This is a genomic window from Deinococcus cellulosilyticus NBRC 106333 = KACC 11606 (genome assembly GCF_007990775.1).
Taxonomy (GTDB): Bacteria; Deinococcota; Deinococci; order Deinococcales; family Deinococcaceae; genus Deinococcus_C; species Deinococcus_C cellulosilyticus.
In genome coordinates this window covers 105,822-129,304 of record NZ_BJXB01000014.1, presented here as the reverse complement: position 1 = coordinate 129,304, position 23,483 = coordinate 105,822, and the positions used below count along the sequence as shown (strand labels likewise).

The following is a 23,483-nucleotide window of genomic DNA, read 5'->3' as shown; positions in this document are numbered from 1 at the left end:
AACGTCCCCGTCTTTTCAAGCTGCACGCCATGCCGCACAATAAAAGAACATCCTCTTTGCTGGACTGAAGGAGAACACCATGAAAGCCCAGAAGGTCAGCAGTCTTGAAGCGCTCCATCCCGAGTTCAGGCAGAATCTGGAAAGCTGGCTGCATGCTGTCCAGCAGAAGTTCCCACAGTACGAATTTCGCGTGCTGGAAACCCGCAGGAGCAAGGAAAGGCAGAAGAAACTGTTTTCCCAGAACAGCACATCCAGATGGGTCACCAGTTTTGATGGCAGCAGGCTCATCAGCATGCACCAGTATGGCTTGGCCGCTGACATTGGCATCCTCAACCGCAAAACCCGCAAGTCCGTCTGGGATTCACGGGTGTGGCGCACCATCTATGCTTACATTCCGCCCAGTGTGCATGGGCTGGAGGTGGGCGTGAAGGAGTTGACCCACCTGCAATTGCAAGGGGCCGGAGAACAGTACCGGGATGGAGAATTGCAGGACAAATACATCAAGAAGCTGGGCCTCACCCGCAGCTGAACATCACCTTCAGAAAAAAGGCCTCTGTTCAGAGGCCTTTTTTCTGAAGGTTGCTGGCTTCAGGACCAGGACACGATCAGGTCCCTGAACCCCCGGAACATGGTGCTGGGCCGACGTTCCACATGACGGATCTGGGGGAGTCCCAGAGGCAGCAGGTACTCGAAGGCAATCTGGGCTTCCAACTTGGCCAGGGGTGCGCCCAGGCAGAAGTGGATGCCCCGTCCGAAACTCAGGTGCTTGTTGGGGAGGCGGGTGACATCGAGGTCATCGGGGTTGAGGAACACCCGTTCGTCCCGGTTGGCCGATCCAATCACAGCGGCCACCTGCTGGTTCTTGCGGATCAGGGTTCCGGCAATTTCCATGTCTTCGAGAGCCGCCCGGAAGGTGGCCCGTTGCACAGGGGCATCGTAGCGCAGCAACTCATCCACACCCGAGGACAGCAGTTCAGGATGGGTTCTGAGCAGTTCAAACTGTTCCGGGTGTTGCAGGAGGGCATGGTACCCATTGCCAATCAGGTTGATGGTGGTTTCATGTCCAGCCAGCAGGAGCAGGAAGCAGGAAGACAGAATCTCTCCGTGGGTGAGTTTGCCTTCGCTGTCCTCTGCGGCAATCATCAGGCTGATCAGGTCGTCTTGCAGGTCCTGGCGGCGCACCTTGATGAGTTCATCGAAGTACCTGAAGATGCTCCCGAGGGCCATCTGCACTTCCTGATTGCTGCCGGGTCCAGAGGTCAGGATGTCTGCCCCATCAATCAGGGAGGAGGACCAGTCCCGGAAAAGGTGGCGGTCCCGGTCGGGAACCCCGAGCAGTTCCGCAATCACAATGATGGGGAGGGGAAACGCGAGGTGTTCAATCAGGGAGAAATTCTCCCCTTTTCTGGTGTGTGAAATGAGCTCTTCGGTGATGCTGCGGATTTTGGGTTCGAGGGCCGCCACCACCCTGGGTGTGAAAGCCTGACTGACCAGTCCGCGCAGGCGGGTGTGGTCTGGTGGATCGGCGTCCAGCATGTGGTGGGCCATCATACGCGGGGTGGGTGTGACCCGACTGATGTCCTTGGTGAAACGCTGGTCTTTGAGCACCATTTCGGCGTCCTCATGGCGGGTGATGAACCACATGCCTCCAGTGGCTCCGCTGTGACCGTACCAGAGGGCAGGAGACTGGTCGCGAAATTCACGGTAAATCGGATAGGGATTCTCCTGAAACTCTGGCGTGGTCAGCCGTTCAGCAAATGCAGGGGTCATGGCCCATTATTTCCTGTCTTGCATGAGAAGCCCTGCAGTCTGACCTCAGGGAGATCCCTGAAAGCACCACAGAGGAACTCTCTTGAGCAAAATGAGCATGTTCCACATCATGTGCGTGTTATCTATGAGAAGCATTTTACGCAACGAATTTGAGCTGCAGGCGCTGAAAAACACCTAACGCACCCCGTCCCAAAAGAAACAATGAGTGATTCGTGGGAAGTGAAGCAACTGTGCGAGGTTTATGACTTTCTGGCTTCAGCTGTTGGTTCTATTGTGAGGTATGGAAAGCCTGATTCTGCTCCTTGCCACACCAGTCGTTGGTACTGCCATCGTCTATCTGGTTTTACTTGCAGTGGAAGCGGCCCAGAAACACGCCCATTCTCGCCCCATCAAGATCAAACACCACTGAGTGCGGGGTCCCACAAATTCCATCCTGAGTTGAAAAAGTTGCGTTATGCTGGAAGTGTTGATCATCAACCCCTCCTCATGCCGCAACTTTTTTGTGGTGCCTTCAGGACCTGACCGATGCCTGCTCTCCTGACCCTGCCCGAAAATCAGCCTTTCAACGCAGACTTGCACACGCCCCTGTACCCGGACCATTACAGGGAGTATGCACCCCATCCCCTGCTGGAAAATCGGGTCAGAAGTTACTGGAGCATGGAAGAACTGCACACCCAGCAGACCGAGCAGCACCGCTTCTTTCCAGAGCGTCTGGTGCGTCTGTGTTTCTACCAGGGTGAAGCTTACCTGCCCGACCTGAATGCGGGCTCACGCCTTGAGCCCCTGCCCCAGGTGTACATGCTGGGTTTTCAGAAGGAACCTGTGCGTTTCATTTCGCGGGGCCTCACGCGGGTGGTGGGTGTGGAGCTCTTTCCGTGGGCAGCCAGGGAACTGATGCACCCCGGAGAAAACATCCAGAATGTCTTTTTCAAACCCATTCATGTGGCCCTGAGGGAACTTTCCCTGCTGGTGCTTGACCTGATCCAGCGCAACGACATCATCGGGGCTCTGGAAGCCCTTGAAGACTGGTTGCTGCGCAGATTGACCCTGCGGGAGATTGATGACCATGCAGGCATTCAGGCTGCACTGAGCCTGTACCAGATGCGGGGTCAGCTCAAAATCAGTGAACTTGCAGACCAGCAGGGGGTGTCGGTGCGCCATCTGGAAAGGCAGTTTCAGGAGGTGGTGGGCATCACCCCCAAATGGCTGTCCAGAATCATCCGTTTCGAGGAGGCCCACAATCGGCTGTGGGCCAACCCGCAAATCAACCTGACCGAGCTTGCCTTCGAGCTGGGTTATGCAGACCAGGCACATTTCTGTCGGGAGTTTCGCAGCCTCACCCACATCACCCCATCCCAGTTCTCCAGAGATGTGCGAAACCGTCTGCGAAACATGGACCCGCAGCTCCAGTAAGCAGGATGACTTAAGCATCTGTCTTTTCTGCCGATGTCGTTTTTTTTCAAGTGTTGCCCCGGAGGGTGTTGCTAGATTGGCAGCATGACTGATCCTCAACACACATCACCCAGACACCGTCATGCACTGCTCTTTCTGTTCATCAGTGCCTTCCTGGGGTCTCTGGGATTCACCCTGGTGGCCCCGGTGCTTCCCTTTCTGGTCTCCAGGTACATCACCGACCAGAACCAGCTGGCCGTCACCATTGGCTGGCTGACCATCTCCTATTCACTGTGTTCGTTTTTTGCTGCACCGGTGCTGGGTGCCCTCTCGGATCGCTATGGCAGGCGTCCAGTGTTGCTGCTCTCCCTGCTGGGGTCCGCCATCGGTTACCTGATTTTTGGCTGGGGTGGAGCCCTGTGGGTGCTGTTCCTGGGCCGCATCATTGATGGTCTGACTGCAGGCAACTTCAGTGCAATCTTCGGGTACCTTGCAGATGTCACAAAGCCAGAGGAACGTGGAAAATACTTTGGCATCATGGGGGCAGTGTTTGGCAGTGGCTTCATCATCGGTCCTGCAGTGGGGGGTCTGGCCTCCCACATCAGCCTGGAAGCCCCTTTTTATCTGGCAGCAGCAGTCACCTTCCTGAATGTGCTGTGGGGATTTTTCTTTCTGCCAGAAAGCCACAGAAAGGAACACAGGGTGGACATTCACTTCAAACAGCTCAATCCCTTCACCCAGATCGCAGGTCTCTTTCAGATTCCCTCCATTCGCATGCTGTTGATTGCCGGAGTGCTGTTCATGATTCCTTTCGTGATGATGCAGACCACCTTTGCAGTGCTGGTCAAAGACACCCTGCACTGGGGACCGGACCAGACCAGTCTGGCCTTCGTGATGGTGGGCATCTCAGACATTGTGGTGCAGGGTCTGCTGCTGGGCCTGATGATCCGCCTGATGGGCGAAAGTGGAGTGGCGCTGCTCGGCCTCACCCTCAGTTTGCTGAGCCTGGTGGGCATTGCCCTGCTTCCCTGGTATCCCAGTGGATGGCTGGTTTACGTCAGCATCACAGCTTTTGCGATTGGCGAAGGGGTGTTTGGTGCCTCGCTGGGCAGCCTGACCTCCAAAGCTGCAGGTCCCACAGCCCAGGGTCGGGTGCAGGGAGGCAGCCAGGCCCTCAATGCCCTCAGTCAGGTGGTCAGTCCAGGCCTCGCAGGTCAACTGTATTCCAGGGTGGGTCACTCTGCCCCCTACTGGACCGGTGCGGTGATGGTGCTGCTGGGTGCTCTTGCGCTGGGCACGCAACTGGGCAGCAAAACCCTCGTGCAGACAGAAGCCTCAGAGACCTGAACCGCTCCGAATTCACCCACAGGCCGTAAGCACATGTCTTGCGGCCTCTTCAAAACGCTTCAGGGTATAACAGGCCCCCAGAGGTTGCCAGCGCAGAGGAATCCCTGCAGACTTGAGGGCCACAATGGTTTCAACAGGGAGCACCATGCCCAACAGCAGCAGTTCAGGAGATGCAGGAGAAAGCGTCAGCAGATGTTTTTGCTGCTCAACCAGCGTTGGAGTGTGTTCTGCGGGACCCATGCCGTCCTCCTGGGTGTCCTTGGGGTTGTTTGCATTCTAGGACGCCAGCCCTCCTGCAAACAGATCCAGGGCATCTTCCTGAGGGTTTCTTCAGGGGAATTCCCCAGGTTTTCATGAGGATCATCCGCAAACCCGTAAAATTCAGGTATGATCACCGACCTGCAGAAACAGAACTGGCGCAGCCTGCTCAGTCCCTTCTTCTTTGAGCAGGTGGCCCATCTGGAAAGCCTGGATGTGGAATTCGCCTGGAAAGACAACACCAACAGACGTGTGGAACAACAGGACTACACAGGACCGGAACGCCGCAGAACCACTGAGGAGTTCCAGGCCATCTTTCAGGGCGAGGTGATTGCCTACCATCTGGCCGATGCAGAGCTTGAAACGGTGGTGGAATCCGTCATCACCCAGGCCGTGATGCACATGCGCGGAGCCGGGTACACCATCCCAACGCTGGAATAAAACAGCCCTGTTTCAACTTTTGCGGGTCAGGAACCTCAGCTGGTTTCCATCCGGATCAGTGAGGGTCATGCTGCGAACCCCGGGAATACCTTCATGGGGTGCTGATGTGATGGGTGCATTTCTGGACAGCAACCCTCTGTAATATGCGTCCACATCAGGAATCAGGAAATGCACCAGCCCTCCTGGCTCACAGTCTCCAGCATGCTCTGTCAGATACAGCAGCATCCCATCTTTCTGAACCTGCATGAAGACCGGAAATCCCACTTCAAAACGGTGCTCCCAGTCCACCTGAAAACCCAGATGATCCACATAAAAGGTGATGCTCGCTGCAGGATTGGTGATGCGTAAGGCTGGAATCACGCTTTGCATGGTCTCTCCAGTGTAGTGCACCCGGGCGGCTCTGTTGCATCCGTGAGAGAATGGGAGATGAAGCATCTGCTGCTGTTTGCACTTTGCCTGTGCACCCCTGCTGTGGCCCAGGGGTTGTTTTGGCCTCCAGAACCGCCTGTACCTCAAACCACCCCAGCAAAAGAACCATCAACAGCAAAGGAGAGAAGATTAAGCATCTTCCTTCTGGAGCCTGCCACAACCGCACCCATCCTGAGCGCTGCTTCAACACCCCCCAGAAGGCACAGAAAGCCGGATTCCGCGCAAGCAAAAGATGACCCCTGGGTCAGGGGTCATGGACAGTCCTTATTTATCGTTCAGCGATCACAGTTTCCTGTAGCTCTCGCGACTCCAGAATGAGAATCCATCTGGTCAGGAAGAAGAAAAGGGCAAGAAGAGACAGCAGAATCCAAAACATGGGGGTCACCACCTTCAAGACTGTGCGAAAGACATCGCTGAGGCATTGAGAACTTTAAGAACATTGTATACATGTGATCTTACAAAAACCATACATTTATTGTTTGGTTACACAAAACAGACACTTTCAATTTTCAATGCTGAAGGTGAACCCATCAAAAAGACACCGTGCTTCCTGGGCTCAGGGCCAGGGGTACTCCCGGACAGGGCACAGAGGCAGAACAGCCCAGGACATGAAAAATTCCCGCTTCTTGCGGGAATTTTTTGTGGAGCCAGAGGTCGGATTTGAACCGACGACCTACTGATTACGAATCAGTTGCTCTACCCCTGAGCTACGCTGGCACATCATTTTTTCTGTTTCGGTGTCTGACACATACTCCACAGGCAACGAGAACGGCAATTATTTTAGCATGCAAGCCCCTGCTTGGCAACACAGATCTGGCAGATCGCCCTGCACAAAAGGCACGACACGGATTCCCATGCCTTCCACCATGCCACATTTCACGTCTTTATGGGTCAGGTTCAACATCTCAGCCGTTGAACATGCATGAAGGGTGGGTTTTTTGACCTTTGAACTCAATTTTTCTGCTTTTCTCTTTCTTCAATCAGACCATGCCATTTTTCCCTGCTCAGGGATTCATTCAAATCCGTCACCTGAAAGAAAAAGAGGAAGGTGTAAAATGGACTTGGTCTCTGCCTTATCATTTGCAGCCCAGTTCAGCAGAGTTGTAGATTGTGTTTTTTCATGCAAAGGAGTGCTCATGATGGTCCGTCCTGTCCCATTTTTCCTCCTCTTTCTGGTGTTGCTGTTCACTGCCTGCAACCCCGTCACCCCCAGGCCTGCAGTCAAAATCCAGCCCGAAAGTGCCACCGTCGAAGTCGGCAAAACCTTCAAATTCACCGCCACCGAAACCGCCACCTGGATCAGCAGCAACACCACTGTCGCCACCATCGACAACTCCGGTCTCGCCACTGGCAAAGCCCCAGGCAAAACCACCCTCACGGCCACCACAACCGATGGTCGCAAAGCCACCGCTCAACTGGAAGTCAAATCCAGCATCACCATCACCCCACCAGGAGGTCAGCTGGCCCCTGGCAAAACGTTGCAGCTCAATGCCAGCGAGAGTGTCACCTGGATCAGCAGCAACACCACTGTGGCCACCATCAGTGCCACTGGACTGGTCACTGCCAAAGCACTGGGCAAAACCACCATCACTGCCACTGCCACTGCCACTGATGGTCGCAAGGCCACCGTGGAAATCGAGGTCAAAGCTGCCCCAGACCTCGCCATCACCCCTGCAGGTGGCGTTCTGACCCCGAACAAAACCCTGCAGCTGACCGCCAATGACACCGTGACCTGGACGAGCAGCAACACCACGGTGGCCACGGTGGACAACACCGGAAAAGTCACTGCCAAAGCACTGGGCAAAACCACCATCACTGCCACTGCCGCTGATGGTCGCAAGGCCACCGTGGAAATCGAAGTCAAAGTTGCCCCTGCCATCACGGTGATGGGCGGGGCCATTCAGGTGGGAAGAACCAGCCAGTTGGTCGCCAGTGAACCGGTGGTCGGATGGAGCAGCAGTGACACCTCCGTTGCCACAATTGACAACACTGGACTGCTCACCGGAGTCAAGGTGGGGGCCTCCTTCATCACTGCCACCACCGCAGATGGCCGACAGGCCATTTTGCCCATTGAGGTGAAAACAGCCCTTGTGATCACCCGGGACGACAGCAGGACTTTCCTGTACGCTGGAGACACCCAGCAGTACCGTGCCAGTGAACCGGTCACCAGTTGGAGCAGCAGTGACACCTCCATCTTCACGGTGGATGCCACCGGCAAAGTCACTGCATTGCGTGAGGGCACAGCCACACTGACCGCACAGACTGCAGAACCCAAGATTGCCACGGTCACCATCACAGTGAAAACCCGACTGGCCATTTCACCTGTTTCAACCACACTGGAAGTGGGGAACACAAGACAGCTGAATGCCAATCTACCGGTCACCTGGAGCAGCAACAGCAATGCAGTCACGGTGAATGCCTCAGGGCTCGTGACTGCTGTGGCCATTGGACAGGCCACCATCACTGCCACCAGTGCCGATGGCCAGACCGCCACAGTCACCCTGAATGTCATTTCATCCACGTTCTCAAGTGCCCAGATCACTGCATTTGGCCACACCAGTTGCGCCCTGAACGCTGCAGGAGAAGCCACCTGCTGGGGAAAAAACGATGTGGGTCAGATGGGTGCTGGATTCATTTCCCCTGCAGGTCCACCCACCCCTGTCACAGGAAACCTGAAGTTCAGCTCACTGATGGGCACCTCTGAAACGTTCATCTGTGGTCTGAGCACCACCAAAGACATCTACTGCTGGGGGGATGGGCTGACCACACCCACCATTCCGACTGGCCTCAGTGCAGGAATGAATGTGGTGTCTTTGATCGACACCAGCAACCTTGCCAGAACTCTGGTCTGTGGTCTGAATGCCGCAGGACAGGTCATTTGCAACGAATCTTATATGGGGCTCAATGGAATGACGGTCACCGCTGTGGCTTTTGGAGCCCAATCCATACTCGAGGAAGACCCACCACACAGCATTTGTGTCCTTGCCCCCAGTGGCACTGCGATGTGCTGGGGCAGCCCCATGTCTTTGTTTCCATCGACTCCTGAACCTGTTACAGGAAATCTGAACTTCACTGAGATTGGGGCCGGTCACCACCATTTCTGTGGTCTGACCACCAGTCAGAAAGTTTACTGCTGGTCTGGCAACATGACGCCCTCCCCCATCCTGCCAGACCTGAACTTTCAGGACCTGATCCCCACTGGGAGCGGCAGAATCTGTGCCTTTGCAACCAACAACAGGGCATATTGCTGGACCAAGAACAGTGAACCACAGGTTGTCAAAGATGCGAACAACACAGAAATTGTTTTTGCCAGCATCATTGGAGAAACAGGACTGCCCTGTGGCATCACCGCCACTCAGGAAACCTATTGTGGCGGAAACAAAGTGGCAACGGATGTCCCTCTGACAGCTGTGTCGGCCGGGAACAGTCATGTCTGTGCCATCCGTACAGACCAGAAAGTGGTCTGCTGGGGCAACAACGAATTCGAGCAATTGGGCGTTGCAGCCAGAAACTCGAGTGTTGGAGGTGTGTCCCTCACAGTCCCCCACAGAAACATCCAGGACTTCAAGGCTTTTTCACTGAAACGCAAACTCAGTTGTGGAATTGGTCTGGATGACCGGGGCTACTGCTGGGGAGAGTCTCCTGTCCAGGGGTTGCCCACGGCGGTGCCTGAGAACAAAAGCGTCATCAGCATTGCTGCTGGTTTTGTCCACACCAACAGCACGTACTACGCCTGCTGGGTGACGGTGGACCACACCGCCCAGTGCTATGGAGACAACAGCCGGGGGCAGTTTGGAAATGGAGGCATCAACCTCACGGGTCCCACGGTGGGCAACAACTGGGCTTCTCTGGTGGCAGGTTATCGAGCCCACACCTGTGGTCTCACCACCGATCAGAAAGCTTACTGCTGGGGCGAAAAAGGGGACCACCTGGGCATTGCTGCCATTCCTGACCCGGTCGCAGCAGTGCCTTATCCAGTGCAGGGGGGCCACACCTTTACCTCCCTTTCCACAGCTGAAAACCACACTTGTGGTGTGACCCCTGAACACACCATCTATTGCTGGGGTTCCAACTCTGAAGGACAGCTGGGCAACGGAACCCTGACCAGCACTGCCGTCCCCCAGCTGGTCTTCGGAGACCTGCAGTTCTCCACGGTGACCACTGGACAGAGCTTCACCTGTGCCCTCACCCTTGACCAGAAAGCCTACTGCTGGGGAGCCAACTTCGAAGGTCAACTGGGAGATGGCACCCAGTTCCGCAGCATTGTCCCCAAAGCTGTCAACACCGCCTTGCAGTTCACCAGCATTTCTGCAGGCAATGGCCTCAGTTCGTTGTCCGGCCCGGATCATGGTTACGTTTGTGCAGTGGCCACCGATCAGAAAGTTTACTGCTGGGGCAAAAATCTGGGGGGCAGGTTTGGAAATGGAACCATGACATCCGTTCACCTGACCCCTACACCTGCAGTTGGCCCTGTGCTGTTCAAAACTGTGGTGGCTGGAGTCTTTCACACCTGTGGAATTTCCATGGACAACAAGAGCTACTGCTGGGGAGCCAATAGCGACAATCAGCTGGGGGTTCTCTCCCTCCAGTCCTCCAGCACCCCGATTCTTGTGCCTCAACCCTGAACATCTTCAAATCCATCTGCAACAAAAAGGAGGACTGGAATTCCAGTCCTCCTTTTTCGTCTGGGTCTCGAGCTTTAGCTGTGCTCACCCAGGGCATGATCACCAAAAAAAACCCCAGATGGGAGTTCCATCTGGGGATTGTGGTGGCAAGGGGCGGATTTGAACCGCCGACCCAACGATTTTCAGTCGTTTGCTCTACCAGCTGAGCTACCTTGCCAGAGTGGCGGTCCGGACGGGATTTGAACCCGCGACCTACTGCGTGACAGGCAGTTATGCTAACCGCTACACTACCGGACCACTCTTGCGCTTCCGGGCGTGCCCTTCAGCGAAGAAAACTATATATGACCCCAGGATTTATGTCAACACCCTTAGGCTTTAAAGCTTAAGATTCTGGCTTCTGGTTTCTGGGAAAGGTCCGGCCCAAAGGTGAGTTCCAGAATTTGACCGGCTTCCAGCGCATCAATCATTGCGACCCGTTGCTCTGCGTCCATGTGGATGCCGTCTTTCATCACCGTATGACCATAAACCCCGAAGACATATCCGAACATCTCCACCCAGTCTGGGTGTTCCTCCCACCAGGTTTTGTGCTCCCGGGTGGAATAGAAGAACTCATCGAAGATGGCATGGGTGGGCATGGGTCCCACATGGGCAAAGTGGGTGCGCCCCACAATGATCTCTCTGGGGAAGCTTTCCATCCAGGTCCGCAACTCTTCAGGGAATTCCCGGCCGCCTTTGGAAGGGTCAAACTCATTGTGCTTGGTGCCAAACCCCGAGCCCAGGCTGAACTTGTGGGTCAGGGCTGCATCGTCGTGGTTGCCCAGCAGAATGTGCATGTTGCCCTCACAGGCATCGAAGGTGCGCTTCAGGCGGTTCAGTTCACGGATCTGGGAACGGGCTGCACTCGACAGGTGCTGGGGGTTTTCAGGATCAAAATTGTCGATGCCGGTCATCAGGGAGTATTCCATCAGGGTCTTGGGGTGGATGAGGTCCCCGGTCAGAACAAGCTGGTAATCTCCCGACTTCATCAGGGCGGTGGGGTTCCCCTGGTCGTCAATCAGGGGGGTGGCTTTGAGGGCACGCCAGAGGTGGCCCCAGCTGGCATGCACGTCTCCGATGGCGTAAACCTTAAGCATGGTGCCCGTTCTTCTTCAGGAGTTCCCTGAGGGCGACGTAGAGCTTGCGGCTGTCTTCGAGGGTTTCGCCGTAGCCTTTGTACTGCATGCTCAGTTTGGCCGCTTCCAGGCCCAGACCCACCTGGTTGCATTTTTCCATCAATTCATCAATGTGCTGGTGGGCTTTGGGTTTGGCAGGTTCAGCAGGTGCGGTGCTGGCCTGTGCAGTGGCCTCCCCTGTACCCATGCCCAGAACACGTGCTGCACTCAGCAAGGCTCTTTTTTCAGCCTCTTTTAGGCTTTCTGCCTGTCCCAGTCCATCACGGGTGATGTGTTGGATGCGAAGGCGTGCCCGGACGGTGGGGTGTTCCACATCGAACACATCGAGTTCCAGACTCCAGTCATGTGCAAATAGCGTGTTGAGGCGTTCCAGCACCTCGCTGCTCTCTTCGCGGATCAGAGGGGCGCGCAGGGTCTGGAGCTGCTCCGGGGTGAGGAAGTCCATACACGTCATTTTAGGGGATTTCTGCAGATTTGGAAGGTTGGAGGCATGCAATTTGCAGAAGGCAGAAGGCTGAAGGCAAAAAGCCGAGAGCCGAGAGCCAAGCGCCGAGGGCTAAAATCAGAAGGCTGAACTCAACGCTTTCTGGTGGCCCTTTTCAGCAACTCTGGATTGAGCAGGTACCCGAACCCTGCCCTCTGCATTCCCCGCACCACCTCATCCCGGGTCAGGTTCAGGGCCTGGGCTGTGGTGTCAATGTGCCAGTGGTGCTTCGCGAGCTGAGACAGCCACCATGCCCTTTTGGTCTGGTCTGCGCCAAGCTGGAAGGTCTTCAGGTACAGCACCTCGCCATTGCTGCGCACCAGACGCTCCCCGATGGTGTTGGTGGTGCTCAGGTCCAGATCGGTCATGAAGCGCTCCAGACGCAACTGGGCAGGCTTGTAGATCACCTCACGCTGGATGCTGCGGCCCAGCAAATCCAGGCCCATGCCCTGGGTGCTGAATTCGGCCCAGAGGGTTCTGGCTTCCTGCAAAGCAGAGCGCAGGTCAGACAGGGAACGGGCATTTTTCACGTCCAGTTTGACAGGCAATTCCTGATGGTTCAGCCACACTGCGTACCTGTAGATCAGCTCTCCATAGAAGTCATCGAGCAGGGTCTGGTGCAGGAGGCGGTAATCCTGAGGAGTAGGCACCACAAAAACACTGGCCAGTTTCTCTGCGGTGTAGATCAGGACACCCACCTGGCCTTCATGGATTTCGAAGGTGCGCAGGGCCTCTTCGAACCTGTACAGGCCCCTTCCAGAGACCGCTGTTTCACTGCGGAATCCCAGTCCATAGCGTTTCGCGTACTTCGAGTACTCGGGCCATGCGATGTCCGGTCCTCCGAAGTGCAGCCCCAGAAAAGCCTCCATGCTGAGGTGCAGGGGCAGCAGGCGAACCCTGTTGGCGTTCTGGCGTTTCACCATGCGGTGGTGGGTCTGGATGGTGAACCATTCGGGCGGACTCTTGCCCTGGGTGGCCCTTTTCAATTGTCCTCCCATGCTGACGGTGGCTTCATTGCCCTTCGCCCAGTCCAGGATGTACCCGTGAGGAATGAACGCCCAGTATTCGGTGCCATCGTCCAGTTTGACCTGGCTGTAGGCCTGCTGGTAACGCTCAGGGGTCATGCGCACGTCCAGGCAGGGGGTCTCACGCAGCAACGGCACCAGACGGAAGGCCCCGCACACCTGTGAGGGTGCGGCGCGCAGGCCGGTCAGGTTCAGGGTGTCTGTGCTCATGGCTGTCTCTCCAGTTGCCCGATCAGGGCGTCCACGCGGGACTGCAGGTAGGTTTCAAGTTCCAGCAGGGTGGTTTCTCTGGCACTGAACCTCGCGAAGGCCAGGGTGGTCGCGAGGTCCTCTCCTGCACGGATGCCCAGCGCAGGCAAGTCTTTTAAAAGGGGTTTCACCTGATAGGTCTCCGCATCAAATACAGGGCTCAGGTGGATGATGCTGGCCTTCCCACCCATTCGCCTGTAGGCCTGATAAGTCTGCTCGAATGCATCAGGCACATCGTTCTCGCAGGCATCGCTGACCACCAGCACTGTCTGGGCTCCCCATTCCAGAGCATCCAGCAGACGCTCTGCCAGGTAGGTCTGGCCTTTCGGATGGTTGAGCAAGGGATTTCCCACCGGATGGGTCCAGAATGCGCGGTACTGGCTGCAGGAGGCTCCCAGCAGAAAATCAGCGGACATCGCCACCGCCAGAGGACGGTTCTGCTTCATGCTGGACCCGCTGGATGAGTAGGAGTTGTCCAGGATTGCTGCAACTTTGTGCTCGGGCAGAGGGAGTCTTCCCGCGCGACGCAGGGTGGCCCGCGTGGCACGGGTCAGAAAGGACATCAGCTCTTCTCCCCTGCTGCGGCGTTCCTGCAAAGAAAGACCCAGCACGTAAGAGCACAACTCGGTGAGGCTGAGCTTCTCAGGGTTCAACTGGATTTTGCCCTCGCTGCTGTTTTGCACCCTCAGGCGTTCACGCTCGGTGAGTTTTCCCTCGATGCGCTTCAGGAAATCCTTTCTGGAAACACCATGCTTTGCCGCAAACCCCTCTGCAATGGAATAAGGCAGGTCATAGAGGGCTTCTTTGCTGTAGTGGGCGGTCCGATATTGCTCCAGCAGCGGGGTCTCAAAAGGTTTTTTCAGTCCCTCGAACAGGAAACGGGAAACCTCTCCGGTGCTTTTCATGTGGGCGTGCTGCATGGAAGCTTTCACCTTGTGGCGGTACTTCACAGCATCAAAAGGCAGGTCGTTGCGGCTCTGGATGAACCCCTCGATCACCTTGCGGGTGCGCCGGTTGTTGACCCTTGAGCGCTGCAAACGCTGAAGCAACTTCCAGGCCCTCTGGGAGGGCAATTGCCTGAGGGCAGCTGTGATCAGCTGGTTTTCGGTGGCCCGGAAGTCTGGCGGGCAGGCTTTCCCTGTGCTCAGCAGTTGAAAGATCACCTCTGCCTGATTGTGGTGGTTGATCCCTGCAGCCAGCGTTCTGGCGTACAGGGTGCGGTAGTTTCCGCAAATGTACTCATGAAGAAAAGTCAGGGACACCCGCTGCTCCTCCTCTGAACTGTAAAACTCCCGCTGTGCGGTGGCAGCAGCGCAGGCGTTCAGAAACAGGCTCAGGTCTTCGCGGGCAATGTCCATGGGTTTCTCCTTGAAAGTAGACAGCTCACAGTTGGCAGTGAACAGTTCACAGACTTCCTGAGCAAAAGCTTTTGCCAGACAGAAAAACTGTAAACTCTGAACTGTCAACTGCAAACTTCAAAAATACAGCCTGCCCGGGAAGTAGGCAGGGCGACAGAAGGTTCACACTACAGAGGTATGTCTCGGAAGTCGCCCATCAGTCCCACAGGCAGGCTGATGTTCTGATTGTAGAAGAAACAGTGCAGGATCGCACTGTCAATTTGCCTTACGCCATTGCTGCAGCCCAGCGTCACTCTCCAGATTGCACGGGCGATTCTGCATGGGTTTCGGTGATCATGCGGATGAATTCCTGGGTGATCTCGGGGTCCAGAAAAGTGCCCGATTCCTTCTCCAGAATGTCACAGGCGGTTTTCCAGTCGAAGGCTTTTTTGTAGGGGCGGTCACTGGTCAGGGCGTCGTACACATCCACCACTGCAAAAATCCGGGCCAGGTACGGAATGCTCTTGCCACTGAGCCCTTCAGGGTAGCCTGTGCCGTTCCAGCGTTCCTGGTGGTACAGCACCACATCCAGCACTGTCGGCCTCAGGGTGGGAATCTGCTGCAGGAGGTGGTAGCCAACCTGTGGGTGCTCCTGGATCAGTTTGCGTTCCTCCTCATTGAGTTTGCCGGGTTTCAAGAGCACCATGTCCGAAATGGCCACCTTGCCGACATCGTGCAGGTAGGCGCCCAGACGCAGGTCATCGAGTTCTTCCTCACTGACCCTCAGGCGTTTCCCGAGGCGGCCTGCCAGTTCGGTGACCCGTTCGGTGTGGCCCTTGGTCTCGAAATCCCGGTATTCCAGCACCAGACCCATCGCGCGCAGGGTTTCCTCCCTGGCCCGTTGCAGGTTGGCCATGTCCACCAGACGCCCGAAGGTCAGGCTGACCCGCTCAGAGACCACAGTGAGCAGCTTGCGGGTGGATTCCGAAGCTGTCATGCGTGTGGGCGCACCCAGCAGCAGGAATCCCAGCACTTCGCCATTGCCGTGAATGGGCAGCACACCAAAACTGGCCCACAGCTCAGCATTGCCCAGAAGCTGGTCCAGGGCAGGGGTGCTTCCAGACTGGTACAGTTGCGGACCCAGTTTGCGGAACATCAACAGGAAACGGATCTTGTTGACCCGCTGGGCGATCCCTTTCAATTCCTGCTCAAGTTCTGGCCCGCCAGACGACCACAGCATGACCCCCTGCTGACCCACAAACTTGATGTACCCCCCATAGCGGTACTCGGTGAGGGGAAGCACAGCCCTGAGCGCCCCGGTCGCCAGATCATCGGGATCATTGACGGTCTCGAAGTGATAGGTCAGGTTGAGGAGGGCCCCATAGCGCTCCTGTCTTTCCTGGGCATCAAGCTCTGCCTGCTTGCGGGAGGTGATGTCACTGGTGGTCAGGTGAAACTCAGGTTCACCGTTGCTGCCCAGGACTTTGCGGGAACGGGAAGACACCCAGCGGATCTCTCCGGCACTGTTCAGAATGCGGTACTCGAAAGGAAAATCCTCCCCGAGGTCTTCAAACTGCAGGTTGATGTGGTGTTCGCTGTGAATCACCCGCTGGTCTTCAGGGTGGATCAGGGCTTCTGGTTTCAGGCGCAGAAGTTCATCTGCACTGTACCCCAGCAACCGTTGCACAGAAGGTGACGCATACGTGCACTGCCCATCCCTGGAATACACCCGCAAGAAGCTGTCAGTGTGGTCCAGCAGGTGGTCCATGCTCTGCTGGAGGGGCCTGCAGGTGACTGCCATCGTGGCATCTCCCAGAGGGGTGATGGTGAGCTGGTAACTGCCTGCATTAAGTTCCATTCCCTGGGTCATGCGGGCCAGATCGGATTCCGAAAGGGGGAACAGGCTCTTGAAACTCTGCCCTTGCAGGTCCGTCTCGCTCAGGCCGGTGATGCGTGCCGCACTGGCATTGGCGTAACGAACCGTCCAGTCAGAGGTGCTGTCCTGAGGTTCCAGCACCATCATTCCCTCACTGCTGAGGTCCAGCAGCCGTTGCAGGGTCTGGCTGGAGGGGATGGCCGGAACCGGAGTGGGGTCTTGTTCGGGAAACTTCATCGGGACATCGCCTCCTGGGGGTGCATGCTTCTTTCAGTATGCTTGATCACAGTGCAGCAGGGTGTGATCTGGGAGGGAGCAGAAGGCTGAAGGTAGAAAGCAGAAGGCCATTGCAGCCGTCCATTTGATTACCAGAGCTGAAGCACAGCTTTTCATTGGGCTTTTGCCTGAGCCTTGCATGCCTTTTGCCTTCTGCACAGATGACACTTGTCACCTGCAACCTTTGACACCCGTGACTACTGCTGAACTGTGTTTCTGCATACCCTTGAGGCATGAAAGCCATCGAAGTTGTGAATGTCACAAAGCATTTTGGAAACGTTGAAGCCCTGAAGGGCGTGACTTTTTCTGCAGACCAGGGAGAGGTCCTGGCTTTTCTGGGGCCCAACGGGGCAGGAAAAACCACCACCATCAGCATCATGCTGGGCATGCGGGCACCCACGGGCGGAACCGTGAAAGTGTACGGGATGGACCCCAGGGTTCCCCGCGCCAGAGCCCGCCTGGGGGCCATGCTGCAGGAAAGCGACCTCCCGGCAACCCTGAAAGTCAAAGAGGCGGTGGAACTCTTTCGCAGGCTGTATCCCAGGCCCCTCCCGGCCCGTCAGGTCATGGAAATGGCCGACCTGATGGACATTGCAGAGCGCCTGTGCGGCAACCTGTCTGGAGGTCAACGCAGACGCCTGAGTTTCGCCCTCAGTGTGTGTGGGAACCCGGATGTGCTCTTCCTGGACGAGCCCACAGTGGCGATGGATGTGCAGTCCAGAACAGCTTTCTGGGAAAGTGTGCGCCAGTTCAAGACCCAGGGCAAGACCGTCATCCTGACCACCCACCACCTGGAAGAGGCCGACGCCCTCTCGGACCGTGTGCTGGTGATTGACCAGGGCAAAGTGATTGTGGAGGGCACCCCGAAAGCCATCAAAGAACAGGTGGGGGGCACCCGCATCCGTTTCCACGGACAGGTCCAGGAACAGCAACTCAGGACCCTGCCAGGGGTCACCCGCGTGAACATCAACGGGGTCAACGAGGTGTACACCCGCACCCCGGAAGCCGCCCTGCGGGAAATCCTGCACCACGACATCACGGATCTGGAAGTCAGCAAGGCAAGCCTGGAAGAAGCCTTCCTGAACCTCACCGCGAGAAACTGACATGGACGGACTGGTCCTCTTTCATGTGGTCACCGCCGGCACGGCACTGCTTTCTGGCTTCACCGCAGTGAACCTGCAGAGAAAAGCTCCTCTGCACCGCATTGCAGGAAAAGCTTACCTGCTGTCCTGGCTTGGCTTTGCAGCCTCTGCCTACCTGATTGGTGCCCGCAGACCTGAGATCAGCCCTTTTGAAGTCATCACCACCATCGGGCTCTTTTTCACCCTGATGGCCTACTGGGCCGTATTGAACCGCAGGAAACTGGGGCCACGCTGGATCGGCCTGCACTACAACAACATGCTGTCCAGTCTGGCTTTCGTGTGCATTGCCACCCTCAACCAGATCCTCTTCAGGATGTTTGATGTGCCCCAGTGGTCGTTCTGGGTGCTGGTCGCCCTGCCCTTCTTTGTGCTTCCCATCTACGGCAGGAAACTCAACCGCCGTTATTTTGCGAAAGGAACCTCATGAACCGATTCCTGTATCTGGTCTACTCTGAACTGATCCGTCTGGTCCGCATGCCTGCCTACCTGATTCCCACCCTGGTCTTCCCCATCATGTTCTTCGCCATTTTTGGTTTGCCCAACGCCAAAAACCAGCTGGGTGGAGTGAATGCCGCAACCTACATCCTGGTCTCCTTCAGTGCATATTCCCTGATTTCCACTTCGCTCTTTGCCTTCGGGGTCTCCATTGCTGCCGAACGGGGTCTGGGCTGGCAGAAACTCATGCGGGTCACCCCTCTCAATCCCCTGATGTATTTCGCAAGCAAAGTCGTAAATGCACTCCTGCAAGGGATCTTCATCATCGCGCTGTTGGCCTTGTTTGCCAGTCTTGTCGGCAAGCTGGACTACGATGTGCTGCTGTTTGCCAAAAGCGTGGGCAAGTTGCTGATCGGGGTTTCGGCCTTCGTGGCCCTGGGTCTGTGGATCGGTTACGTGGGGGGTCCCAACAGTGCTGCCGGGATTGCCAACCTGATCTTTTTGCCCATGAGTTTCGCCAGTGGCCTCTTCATGCCCCTCGAATTCATGCCCGAGTTCCTGCGCAACATTGCCCCCTACACTCCCGCCTACCACTTCGCCCAGATTGGCTGGATGAACATTGGTGCCAAAAGCGACACCACCGAACTGGTGCACTGGGCCTGGGTTGCCGGTTACGCCGTGATCTTCTTTGCCATGGCCCTGGTCGCCTACCGCAGAGATGAAGGCAAGAACTTCGGTTGATTGAGCACTTCCCTCCCCCCTGTGCACAGGCATGGGGGGGAGGTTTAGACTGGAGATGCAATGAACGCAAGACGAGACTCCATGTTCCGCTTCATGCCCGTGGCATGGCTTTTCTTTCTGACCTTCCCCATTGGAAACATGATCGGAAACATCCATGGTGTGATGGATGTCCTCAAGGGGGGTCTGCTCATTGCGGGTTTTCTCGCCCTGTACTTCTGGGTGTTCCGCACCATCAAACCCGAACGGCCCCTGGAGGGTTTTCCTTACTGGAACATCGTGGCTGTGCTCTGGTGCTTCCTGGCGTTTTTTGTCGGCATGCCTCTTTTTGAATGGAATGGCCTGACGTTCCTGGTGTATGCAGCAAGTCTGGGGGCTTTCCAGCGCAGCCTGACCATCACCATTGCCACAGCGGTTGCTGCACTGGGAGTGTTCGTCTGGGGCATTGTGGTGCAGCACATCCACTGGGGCGACCTGATCACCACAATGCTCCTGACCGTGTCCGTGGCCATCGGGAACCACTTCGGATATGCAGCGATGGAATCGGGCATGCGCATGAAAACCCTGCAGAAAGAAAAAGAAAATCTGGCCCGCATTGCAGAAAGGGAACGGATTGCCCGTGACCTGCACGACCTGCTGGGGCACACCCTGAGCGTGATCGTGCTGAAAACTGAACTGGCCTCCAAACTGATGGACCGCAACCCCGAGCGGGCAAAGCAGGAAATCAAGGAAGTGGAGAAAATCTCACGGGACGCCCTCACCGAAGTGCGTCTGGCCGTGCAGGGCTACAAGGGCACGGACCTGAAAAGCGAGCTGGGACGGGCCAAAGTTGCCCTGGACGCCGCAGGCATCAAACTGGAATACCTCGTCACCGAAGTGGAACTGAACATTGAGCAGCAGAGCGCCCTGCAACTGATCCTCAGGGAAGCCATCACCAACATCATCCGCCACTCGAAAGCCCAGAACTGCCAGGTGTCCCTGGAAGAACAACGGAGCAACATCATCCTGAAGATCATCGATGACGGGGTGGGCGTGGGAGAACACATCGGCAACGGCATGAAGGGCATGCGGGAACGCACCGAAGCCCTGGGAGGAAAATTCTCCGTGAAAAACCACTCTGGCACCACCATCGAAGTCTGCATCCCCAGAGGCCAGCAGGACCCCCAGAAATCCATCCAGGGGGTGCCCGCATGATTCGCGTCCTGATCGCAGAAGACCAGGTGATGATCCTGGGTGCCCTGAAAGCATTGCTGGAGCTTGAAGGGGACATTGAGGTTCTGGCCGCCACCAAGAATGGGGCCGAAGCCCTCAAAGCTGCGCTGGAGGTCAAACCGGACATTGTCATCACCGACATCGAGATGCCCGAGAAAACCGGCCTGGAGCTTGCCCAGGACCTCAAACAGCAACTCCCAAAAACCCGTGTGATCATCGTGACCACCTTCGCCCGTGCAGGCTACCTGCGCCGGGCCATGGAATCTGGCGTCAAGGGATACCTGCTGAAAGACGCCCCATCCGATGAACTCGCAGATGCCATCCGGCGGGTGCACGCAGGAGGTATCGTCATCAACCCGATGCTGGCCGCAGAAGCCTGGTCCGACCAGGACCCCCTCACCGACCGGGAACGCCAGGTGCTGCGCCTTGCCCATGAAGGCATGACCTCTCACCAGATCGCCGAAAAACTGCACCTCTCCGAGGGCACCGTGCGCAACTACCTCTCGGAGGCCATCTCCAAACTCGGGGCCAGCAACCGGGTGGAAGCTGCGCGAATGGCACGGGAGAAGGGGTGGTTGTAGGTTTTGCCGGGGTTTGTGGTGGGCGTGTGGGAGCACTGAGGCCAGATCCCCCTGTCCCTCGTTTCACTCGGGACTGTCCCCCTTGATAAGGGGGATTGTTAGTTGTCTGGGAGGGCTTCCAGCTGAGTTTCCCACCCCCCCCTTCGTCAAGGGGGGACCACCAAGCGAAGCGCGGTGCGGGGGGATCTTACCCCTCAGGACCCTGACTCTGGCGTTTCCCTCGAAACCTCCTCTCCAAGTTCCCGACTGAGGGGTCTGGCCCCTCTGAGCATCCAGTCCTTGAAGGGCAGGTCTTCCAGCCAGTCTTGCAGGGTGGGGATCTTCCCGAGGTCTTCCACGACATGCTGCTCTCCAATCAGGCGGGTGGGGACCACCTTGCCGTCGGATTTGCGGGTGATGGTGACCCCGAAGACCTGTTCACACAGGAAAATGCCGAAACTGGAGTGCAGGACAGCGCGGTGACGGAGGTCTGCCCAGGAGGCTTTGGTCTGGTCAAACCAGCTGTGAATCTCCAGGTAGTCTTCGGGCACCCCGCCGAATTTGCGGGCTGAACTGCGGGCGTGGTGGTAGGGGTGGGCCATCAGAGACCCCCATCGAAAGGCTCGAACTCCAGCCCGAAAAGCTTGACGGCCTCTGCAATGTCTTCTTCTGGCACACGGTAAGCCCGGTAGAGTTGCTGTGAGGGGTCCACCACACCTGCATTGATCAGGGTCCTGGCCTGCTCCAGAGCCTGAGGGTCTTCGCTGGTGCTTTCCACCACTTCATAGAAGCGGATTCTGTCCAGCACGTCCATCACCTGGTGCAGGCGTTCATCGCTGAGGTGGGCTGGAATTTCGATGTCTGCCCAGGCCGTTTTTGGAGATTTTCTTCCTGCCTGCAGAATTGAAACGTCTCCTGTAGCTTCCGAGAGCTTCTCATAAAGCTCGGGCAGTGAAAGGGAAGTCACCTGGTCTGGCGACCCCAGAGAATAGTCTCCCAGCAACAGGTTGCGAAAACGGGGCAATGCCAGTTCTCTGGCAAACTGCTCGGCTTCCTCACGGGTGTCCAGAATGCGGATGGGTTCGGTGCAGATGTTGTCGTCAAACCAGGGTGCGTAAGTTTCATCGTTGTACAGGTAATCGCGGTCCATCACCAGATAAGCTTTGGGCATCTTGATTCTCCTTTTTCACAGAATACCAGGGTGAATTTGGTTTTTGACATATCAACTCCCAGCAAGTTCCCGGTCTGGAAATGCTGGGGGCATCTCTCTGATCACCTGATGGGACCTGCACATGTCAAACAGCCATCAACAGCGCTATCCTGAAAGCAACACGGTCTTTTCAGGAGGGTTCCATGAAGAACAACAAGGCTTTTCTGGTGGTGGAGCGCGATTTTTTCTACACCGATGAGACCATGGCCCCACTGTTTGCAGCGGACGTGTGCACCAACCCACACCGGATTTTCTTTGATGAGGCCTCAGCCCACAGCTATGCCCTCAAGCATGCCTGGGAGGTGTTCAGCAGAAGGCCTCTGGGAGACTGGGGAATGGGCCTTGACCTGATCACCTCCCTACCTCCCAGACAGTTCTACCTGAACATGAAAGCCCTGCTGGGAGAAAACTTCGCGCTCCCCGCAGACCTTGATGATCCCGATTACGACCACTGGTCCGAAATCTGGCTGGACCACACCACAGATCCACAAATTCAGGAACAGGTGTTTGCCTGCTGTGACCGTGTGGTGATTTTTCAGGTGCTTCCCTCAGAGGTGGACGATGCCACCCTGTTGAGGGAAGCGGCCCGCAAACTCACAGGAGACATCCACCATCTGGTGTTCGATGAAAAGCTGCAGTGGGTGGCACGGGAATACCTGGTTCCAGAGTCCGATCTGTCACAGATCACCAAACTGTTTGGAGTGACCTTTCAGCCCAATCATGAAGTGCTCTGAGCATCAATTGCTGTTTCTGGAAGCCTCTTCAAGCTCCTTGATGTACTCGATGATGTCCTCAACCCCGCGTTTCTCCCCTGCAGCCTCAAAACAGCGGATGGCTTCCAGAAAAGCAGGTTGCGCTTCCGTGTAATTGTCCTGGGCCAGATGCAGCTCACCAATGCCACGGTAGGCACAGGCCTGGGCAATGGGGTCCATGCTGCGCTGGGCGTAAAAAAGACTGGTGTGCAGTTCCACACTGGCTTTTTCGGTGTTGCCGAGCCGCAGGTGACACATACCGAGTTCATAGGTGTTGATGGCCCTGGGAAAGGGATCATCTGGAATCAGGGGTTTCTCCTGCTCAAAGGCTGTAAGTGCTCCTGCGTAATCTCCCTGAACACGCCGCAACATGCCGATCTGGTGCATGGCCTGATGGGCTCTGGGGTCCTGGGATTGCAGGGCTTCCTGATAGAGCCCCTGGTAAAGCCCTTCTGCCTCCTCAAAGAGCCCGAGGTTCACGTACACATAACCCAGACCAAAACGGGCCTGCTCGTCGGTGGGATGGGCATCAAGGTGCTGCTCGTAAAGTGTTCTGGCCTGTTCGAAATCACCAGCGTCAAAAGCGTTCCAGGCCTGTTCGATAAGACTCATGCTTCTGTTGTACTAAATTTTGGTGAGCCTGGATGCCGAGAGCCGAGAGCAAGGTAAATGCTGAAATCACACCGTCAAGTCAAAATACAGTGCCATGGTGGAGATGTCCTGTGCTCCAGGAGATTCTGGAAACCCTGGAGA

24 protein-coding genes and 3 tRNA genes are annotated in these 23,483 nt (G+C 56.4%); 13 read left to right on the top strand and 14 right to left on the bottom strand.

Annotated features, from left to right (window positions below; genetic code table 11):
• Window positions 1–79: 79 nt before the first annotated feature.
• The gene (locus DC3_RS16065) at window positions 80–529 is read left to right on the top strand and encodes a M15 family metallopeptidase domain-containing protein (protein ID WP_146886044.1); all 450 of its coding nucleotides are present in this window, start codon (window positions 80–82) and stop codon (window positions 527–529) included.
• Window positions 530–588: 59 nt separating this feature from the next.
• On the opposite strand, the gene DC3_RS16060 is transcribed toward DC3_RS16065, so the two are convergent.
• Window positions 589–1,770, bottom strand: a complete 1,182-nt coding sequence (locus DC3_RS16060) for a cytochrome P450 family protein (RefSeq protein ID WP_146886042.1) — start codon at window positions 1,768–1,770, stop codon at window positions 589–591.
• 280 nt (window positions 1,771–2,050) lie between these two features.
• Between DC3_RS16060 and DC3_RS29990 the strand changes: the two genes are divergently transcribed.
• The 3 genes from DC3_RS29990 to DC3_RS16050 all read left to right on the top strand — a co-directional run bounded on the left by DC3_RS29990 (window position 2,051) and on the right by DC3_RS16050 (window position 4,509).
• Window positions 2,051–2,179, top strand: a complete 129-nt coding sequence (locus DC3_RS29990; RefSeq protein WP_281292542.1) for a hypothetical protein — start codon at window positions 2,051–2,053, stop codon at window positions 2,177–2,179.
• Between the two features lie 116 nt (window positions 2,180–2,295).
• The gene (locus DC3_RS16055) at window positions 2,296–3,183 is read left to right on the top strand and encodes a helix-turn-helix domain-containing protein (RefSeq protein WP_146886040.1); all 888 of its coding nucleotides are present in this window, start codon (window positions 2,296–2,298) and stop codon (window positions 3,181–3,183) included.
• An 84-nt stretch (window positions 3,184–3,267) separates the two neighbouring features.
• Window positions 3,268–4,509: an MFS transporter gene (locus DC3_RS16050; protein WP_146886038.1), complete on the top strand. Its 1,242-nt coding sequence runs from the start codon at window positions 3,268–3,270 to the stop codon at window positions 4,507–4,509.
• A 12-nt stretch (window positions 4,510–4,521) separates the two neighbouring features.
• On the opposite strand, the gene DC3_RS16045 is transcribed toward DC3_RS16050, so the two are convergent.
• Window positions 4,522–4,749: a hypothetical protein gene (locus DC3_RS16045; RefSeq protein WP_146886036.1), complete on the bottom strand. Its 228-nt coding sequence runs from the start codon at window positions 4,747–4,749 to the stop codon at window positions 4,522–4,524.
• Between the two features lie 147 nt (window positions 4,750–4,896).
• Between DC3_RS16045 and DC3_RS16040 the strand changes: the two genes are divergently transcribed.
• On the top strand, window positions 4,897–5,208 hold the full coding sequence (locus tag DC3_RS16040; protein ID WP_146886034.1) for a hypothetical protein: 312 nt from the start codon (window positions 4,897–4,899) through the stop codon (window positions 5,206–5,208).
• A 12-nt stretch (window positions 5,209–5,220) separates the two neighbouring features.
• Here DC3_RS16040 and DC3_RS16035 read toward each other — a convergent pair whose 3' ends face one another.
• Window positions 5,221–5,577 (bottom strand): glyoxalase superfamily protein, encoded by a 357-nt coding sequence (locus DC3_RS16035; RefSeq protein ID WP_146886033.1) that lies wholly within the window; start codon window positions 5,575–5,577, stop codon window positions 5,221–5,223.
• A gap of 50 nt (window positions 5,578–5,627) precedes the next feature.
• Between DC3_RS16035 and DC3_RS30235 the strand changes: the two genes are divergently transcribed.
• On the top strand, window positions 5,628–5,873 hold the full coding sequence (locus DC3_RS30235) for a sunset domain-containing protein (RefSeq protein WP_443090023.1): 246 nt from the start codon (window positions 5,628–5,630) through the stop codon (window positions 5,871–5,873).
• 406 nt (window positions 5,874–6,279) lie between these two features.
• On the opposite strand, the gene DC3_RS16030 is transcribed toward DC3_RS30235, so the two are convergent.
• Window positions 6,280–6,354 (bottom strand) — tRNA-Thr (locus DC3_RS16030).
• A 419-nt stretch (window positions 6,355–6,773) separates the two neighbouring features.
• Here DC3_RS16030 and DC3_RS29785 point away from each other — a divergent pair.
• The gene (locus DC3_RS29785; RefSeq protein ID WP_186816073.1) at window positions 6,774–10,262 is read left to right on the top strand and encodes an Ig-like domain-containing protein; all 3,489 of its coding nucleotides are present in this window, start codon (window positions 6,774–6,776) and stop codon (window positions 10,260–10,262) included.
• Window positions 10,263–10,403: 141 nt separating this feature from the next.
• Here the strand turns inward: DC3_RS29785 and DC3_RS16020 are convergent.
• From DC3_RS16020 to DC3_RS15990, 7 genes are all read right to left on the bottom strand, one after another.
• Window positions 10,404–10,479 (bottom strand) — tRNA-Phe (locus DC3_RS16020).
• A 4-nt stretch (window positions 10,480–10,483) separates the two neighbouring features.
• Window positions 10,484–10,559 (bottom strand) — tRNA-Asp (locus tag DC3_RS16015).
• 71 nt (window positions 10,560–10,630) lie between these two features.
• On the bottom strand, window positions 10,631–11,395 hold the full coding sequence (locus tag DC3_RS16010) for a metallophosphoesterase (protein ID WP_146886029.1): 765 nt from the start codon (window positions 11,393–11,395) through the stop codon (window positions 10,631–10,633).
• On the bottom strand, window positions 11,388–11,879 hold the full coding sequence (locus tag DC3_RS16005; RefSeq protein ID WP_146886027.1) for a hypothetical protein: 492 nt from the start codon (window positions 11,877–11,879) through the stop codon (window positions 11,388–11,390). The genes DC3_RS16010 and DC3_RS16005 overlap by 8 nt, the downstream gene beginning before the upstream one ends.
• A gap of 131 nt (window positions 11,880–12,010) precedes the next feature.
• Complete coding sequence (locus tag DC3_RS16000; RefSeq protein ID WP_146886026.1) at window positions 12,011–13,153, bottom strand: ARPP-2 domain-containing protein; 1,143 nt, start codon at window positions 13,151–13,153, stop codon at window positions 12,011–12,013.
• On the bottom strand, window positions 13,150–14,550 hold the full coding sequence (locus DC3_RS15995) for a hypothetical protein (protein WP_146886024.1): 1,401 nt from the start codon (window positions 14,548–14,550) through the stop codon (window positions 13,150–13,152). Before DC3_RS15995 ends, DC3_RS16000 begins: the two co-directional genes overlap by 4 nt.
• Before the next feature lie 289 nt (window positions 14,551–14,839).
• On the bottom strand, window positions 14,840–16,642 hold the full coding sequence (locus DC3_RS15990; protein WP_146886022.1) for an HD domain-containing phosphohydrolase: 1,803 nt from the start codon (window positions 16,640–16,642) through the stop codon (window positions 14,840–14,842).
• A gap of 272 nt (window positions 16,643–16,914) precedes the next feature.
• Here DC3_RS15990 and DC3_RS15985 point away from each other — a divergent pair, with 272 nt between their 5' ends.
• From DC3_RS15985 to DC3_RS15965, 5 genes are read left to right on the top strand one after another with little or no spacing between them, the layout of a single operon-like run.
• On the top strand, window positions 16,915–17,784 hold the full coding sequence (locus tag DC3_RS15985) for an ABC transporter ATP-binding protein (protein WP_146886020.1): 870 nt from the start codon (window positions 16,915–16,917) through the stop codon (window positions 17,782–17,784).
• Window position 17,785: 1 nt separating this feature from the next.
• A complete protein-coding gene (locus DC3_RS15980; RefSeq protein ID WP_146886018.1) occupies window positions 17,786–18,250 on the top strand; it encodes a DUF2306 domain-containing protein in 465 nt (154 codons plus the stop codon).
• A complete protein-coding gene (locus tag DC3_RS15975; RefSeq protein ID WP_146886017.1) occupies window positions 18,247–18,999 on the top strand; it encodes an ABC transporter permease in 753 nt (250 codons plus the stop codon). The genes DC3_RS15980 and DC3_RS15975 overlap by 4 nt, the downstream gene beginning before the upstream one ends.
• A 60-nt stretch (window positions 19,000–19,059) precedes the next feature.
• The gene (locus DC3_RS15970) at window positions 19,060–20,190 is read left to right on the top strand and encodes a sensor histidine kinase (protein ID WP_146886015.1); all 1,131 of its coding nucleotides are present in this window, start codon (window positions 19,060–19,062) and stop codon (window positions 20,188–20,190) included.
• Window positions 20,187–20,789 carry a response regulator transcription factor gene (locus DC3_RS15965; RefSeq protein WP_146886014.1) on the top strand — a complete coding sequence of 201 codons (603 nt, stop codon included), beginning with the start codon at window positions 20,187–20,189 and terminating at the stop codon, window positions 20,787–20,789. The genes DC3_RS15970 and DC3_RS15965 overlap by 4 nt, the downstream gene beginning before the upstream one ends.
• A gap of 194 nt (window positions 20,790–20,983) precedes the next feature.
• On the opposite strand, the gene DC3_RS15960 is transcribed toward DC3_RS15965, so the two are convergent.
• Together DC3_RS15960 and DC3_RS15955 are read right to left on the bottom strand one after the other, a co-directional pair.
• On the bottom strand, window positions 20,984–21,370 hold the full coding sequence (locus DC3_RS15960; RefSeq protein WP_146886012.1) for a DUF6915 family protein: 387 nt from the start codon (window positions 21,368–21,370) through the stop codon (window positions 20,984–20,986).
• A complete protein-coding gene (locus DC3_RS15955) occupies window positions 21,370–21,939 on the bottom strand; it encodes a hypothetical protein (protein WP_146886010.1) in 570 nt (189 codons plus the stop codon). Before DC3_RS15955 ends, DC3_RS15960 begins: the two co-directional genes overlap by 1 nt.
• Before the next feature lie 182 nt (window positions 21,940–22,121).
• Here DC3_RS15955 and DC3_RS15950 point away from each other — a divergent pair, with 182 nt between their 5' ends.
• Window positions 22,122–22,712, top strand: a complete 591-nt coding sequence (locus DC3_RS15950) for a hypothetical protein (protein WP_146886008.1) — start codon at window positions 22,122–22,124, stop codon at window positions 22,710–22,712.
• A 3-nt stretch (window positions 22,713–22,715) separates the two neighbouring features.
• On the opposite strand, the gene DC3_RS15945 is transcribed toward DC3_RS15950, so the two are convergent.
• On the bottom strand, window positions 22,716–23,342 hold the full coding sequence (locus DC3_RS15945; RefSeq protein ID WP_146886006.1) for a tetratricopeptide repeat protein: 627 nt from the start codon (window positions 23,340–23,342) through the stop codon (window positions 22,716–22,718).
• Window positions 23,343–23,483: the final 141 nt, after the last annotated feature.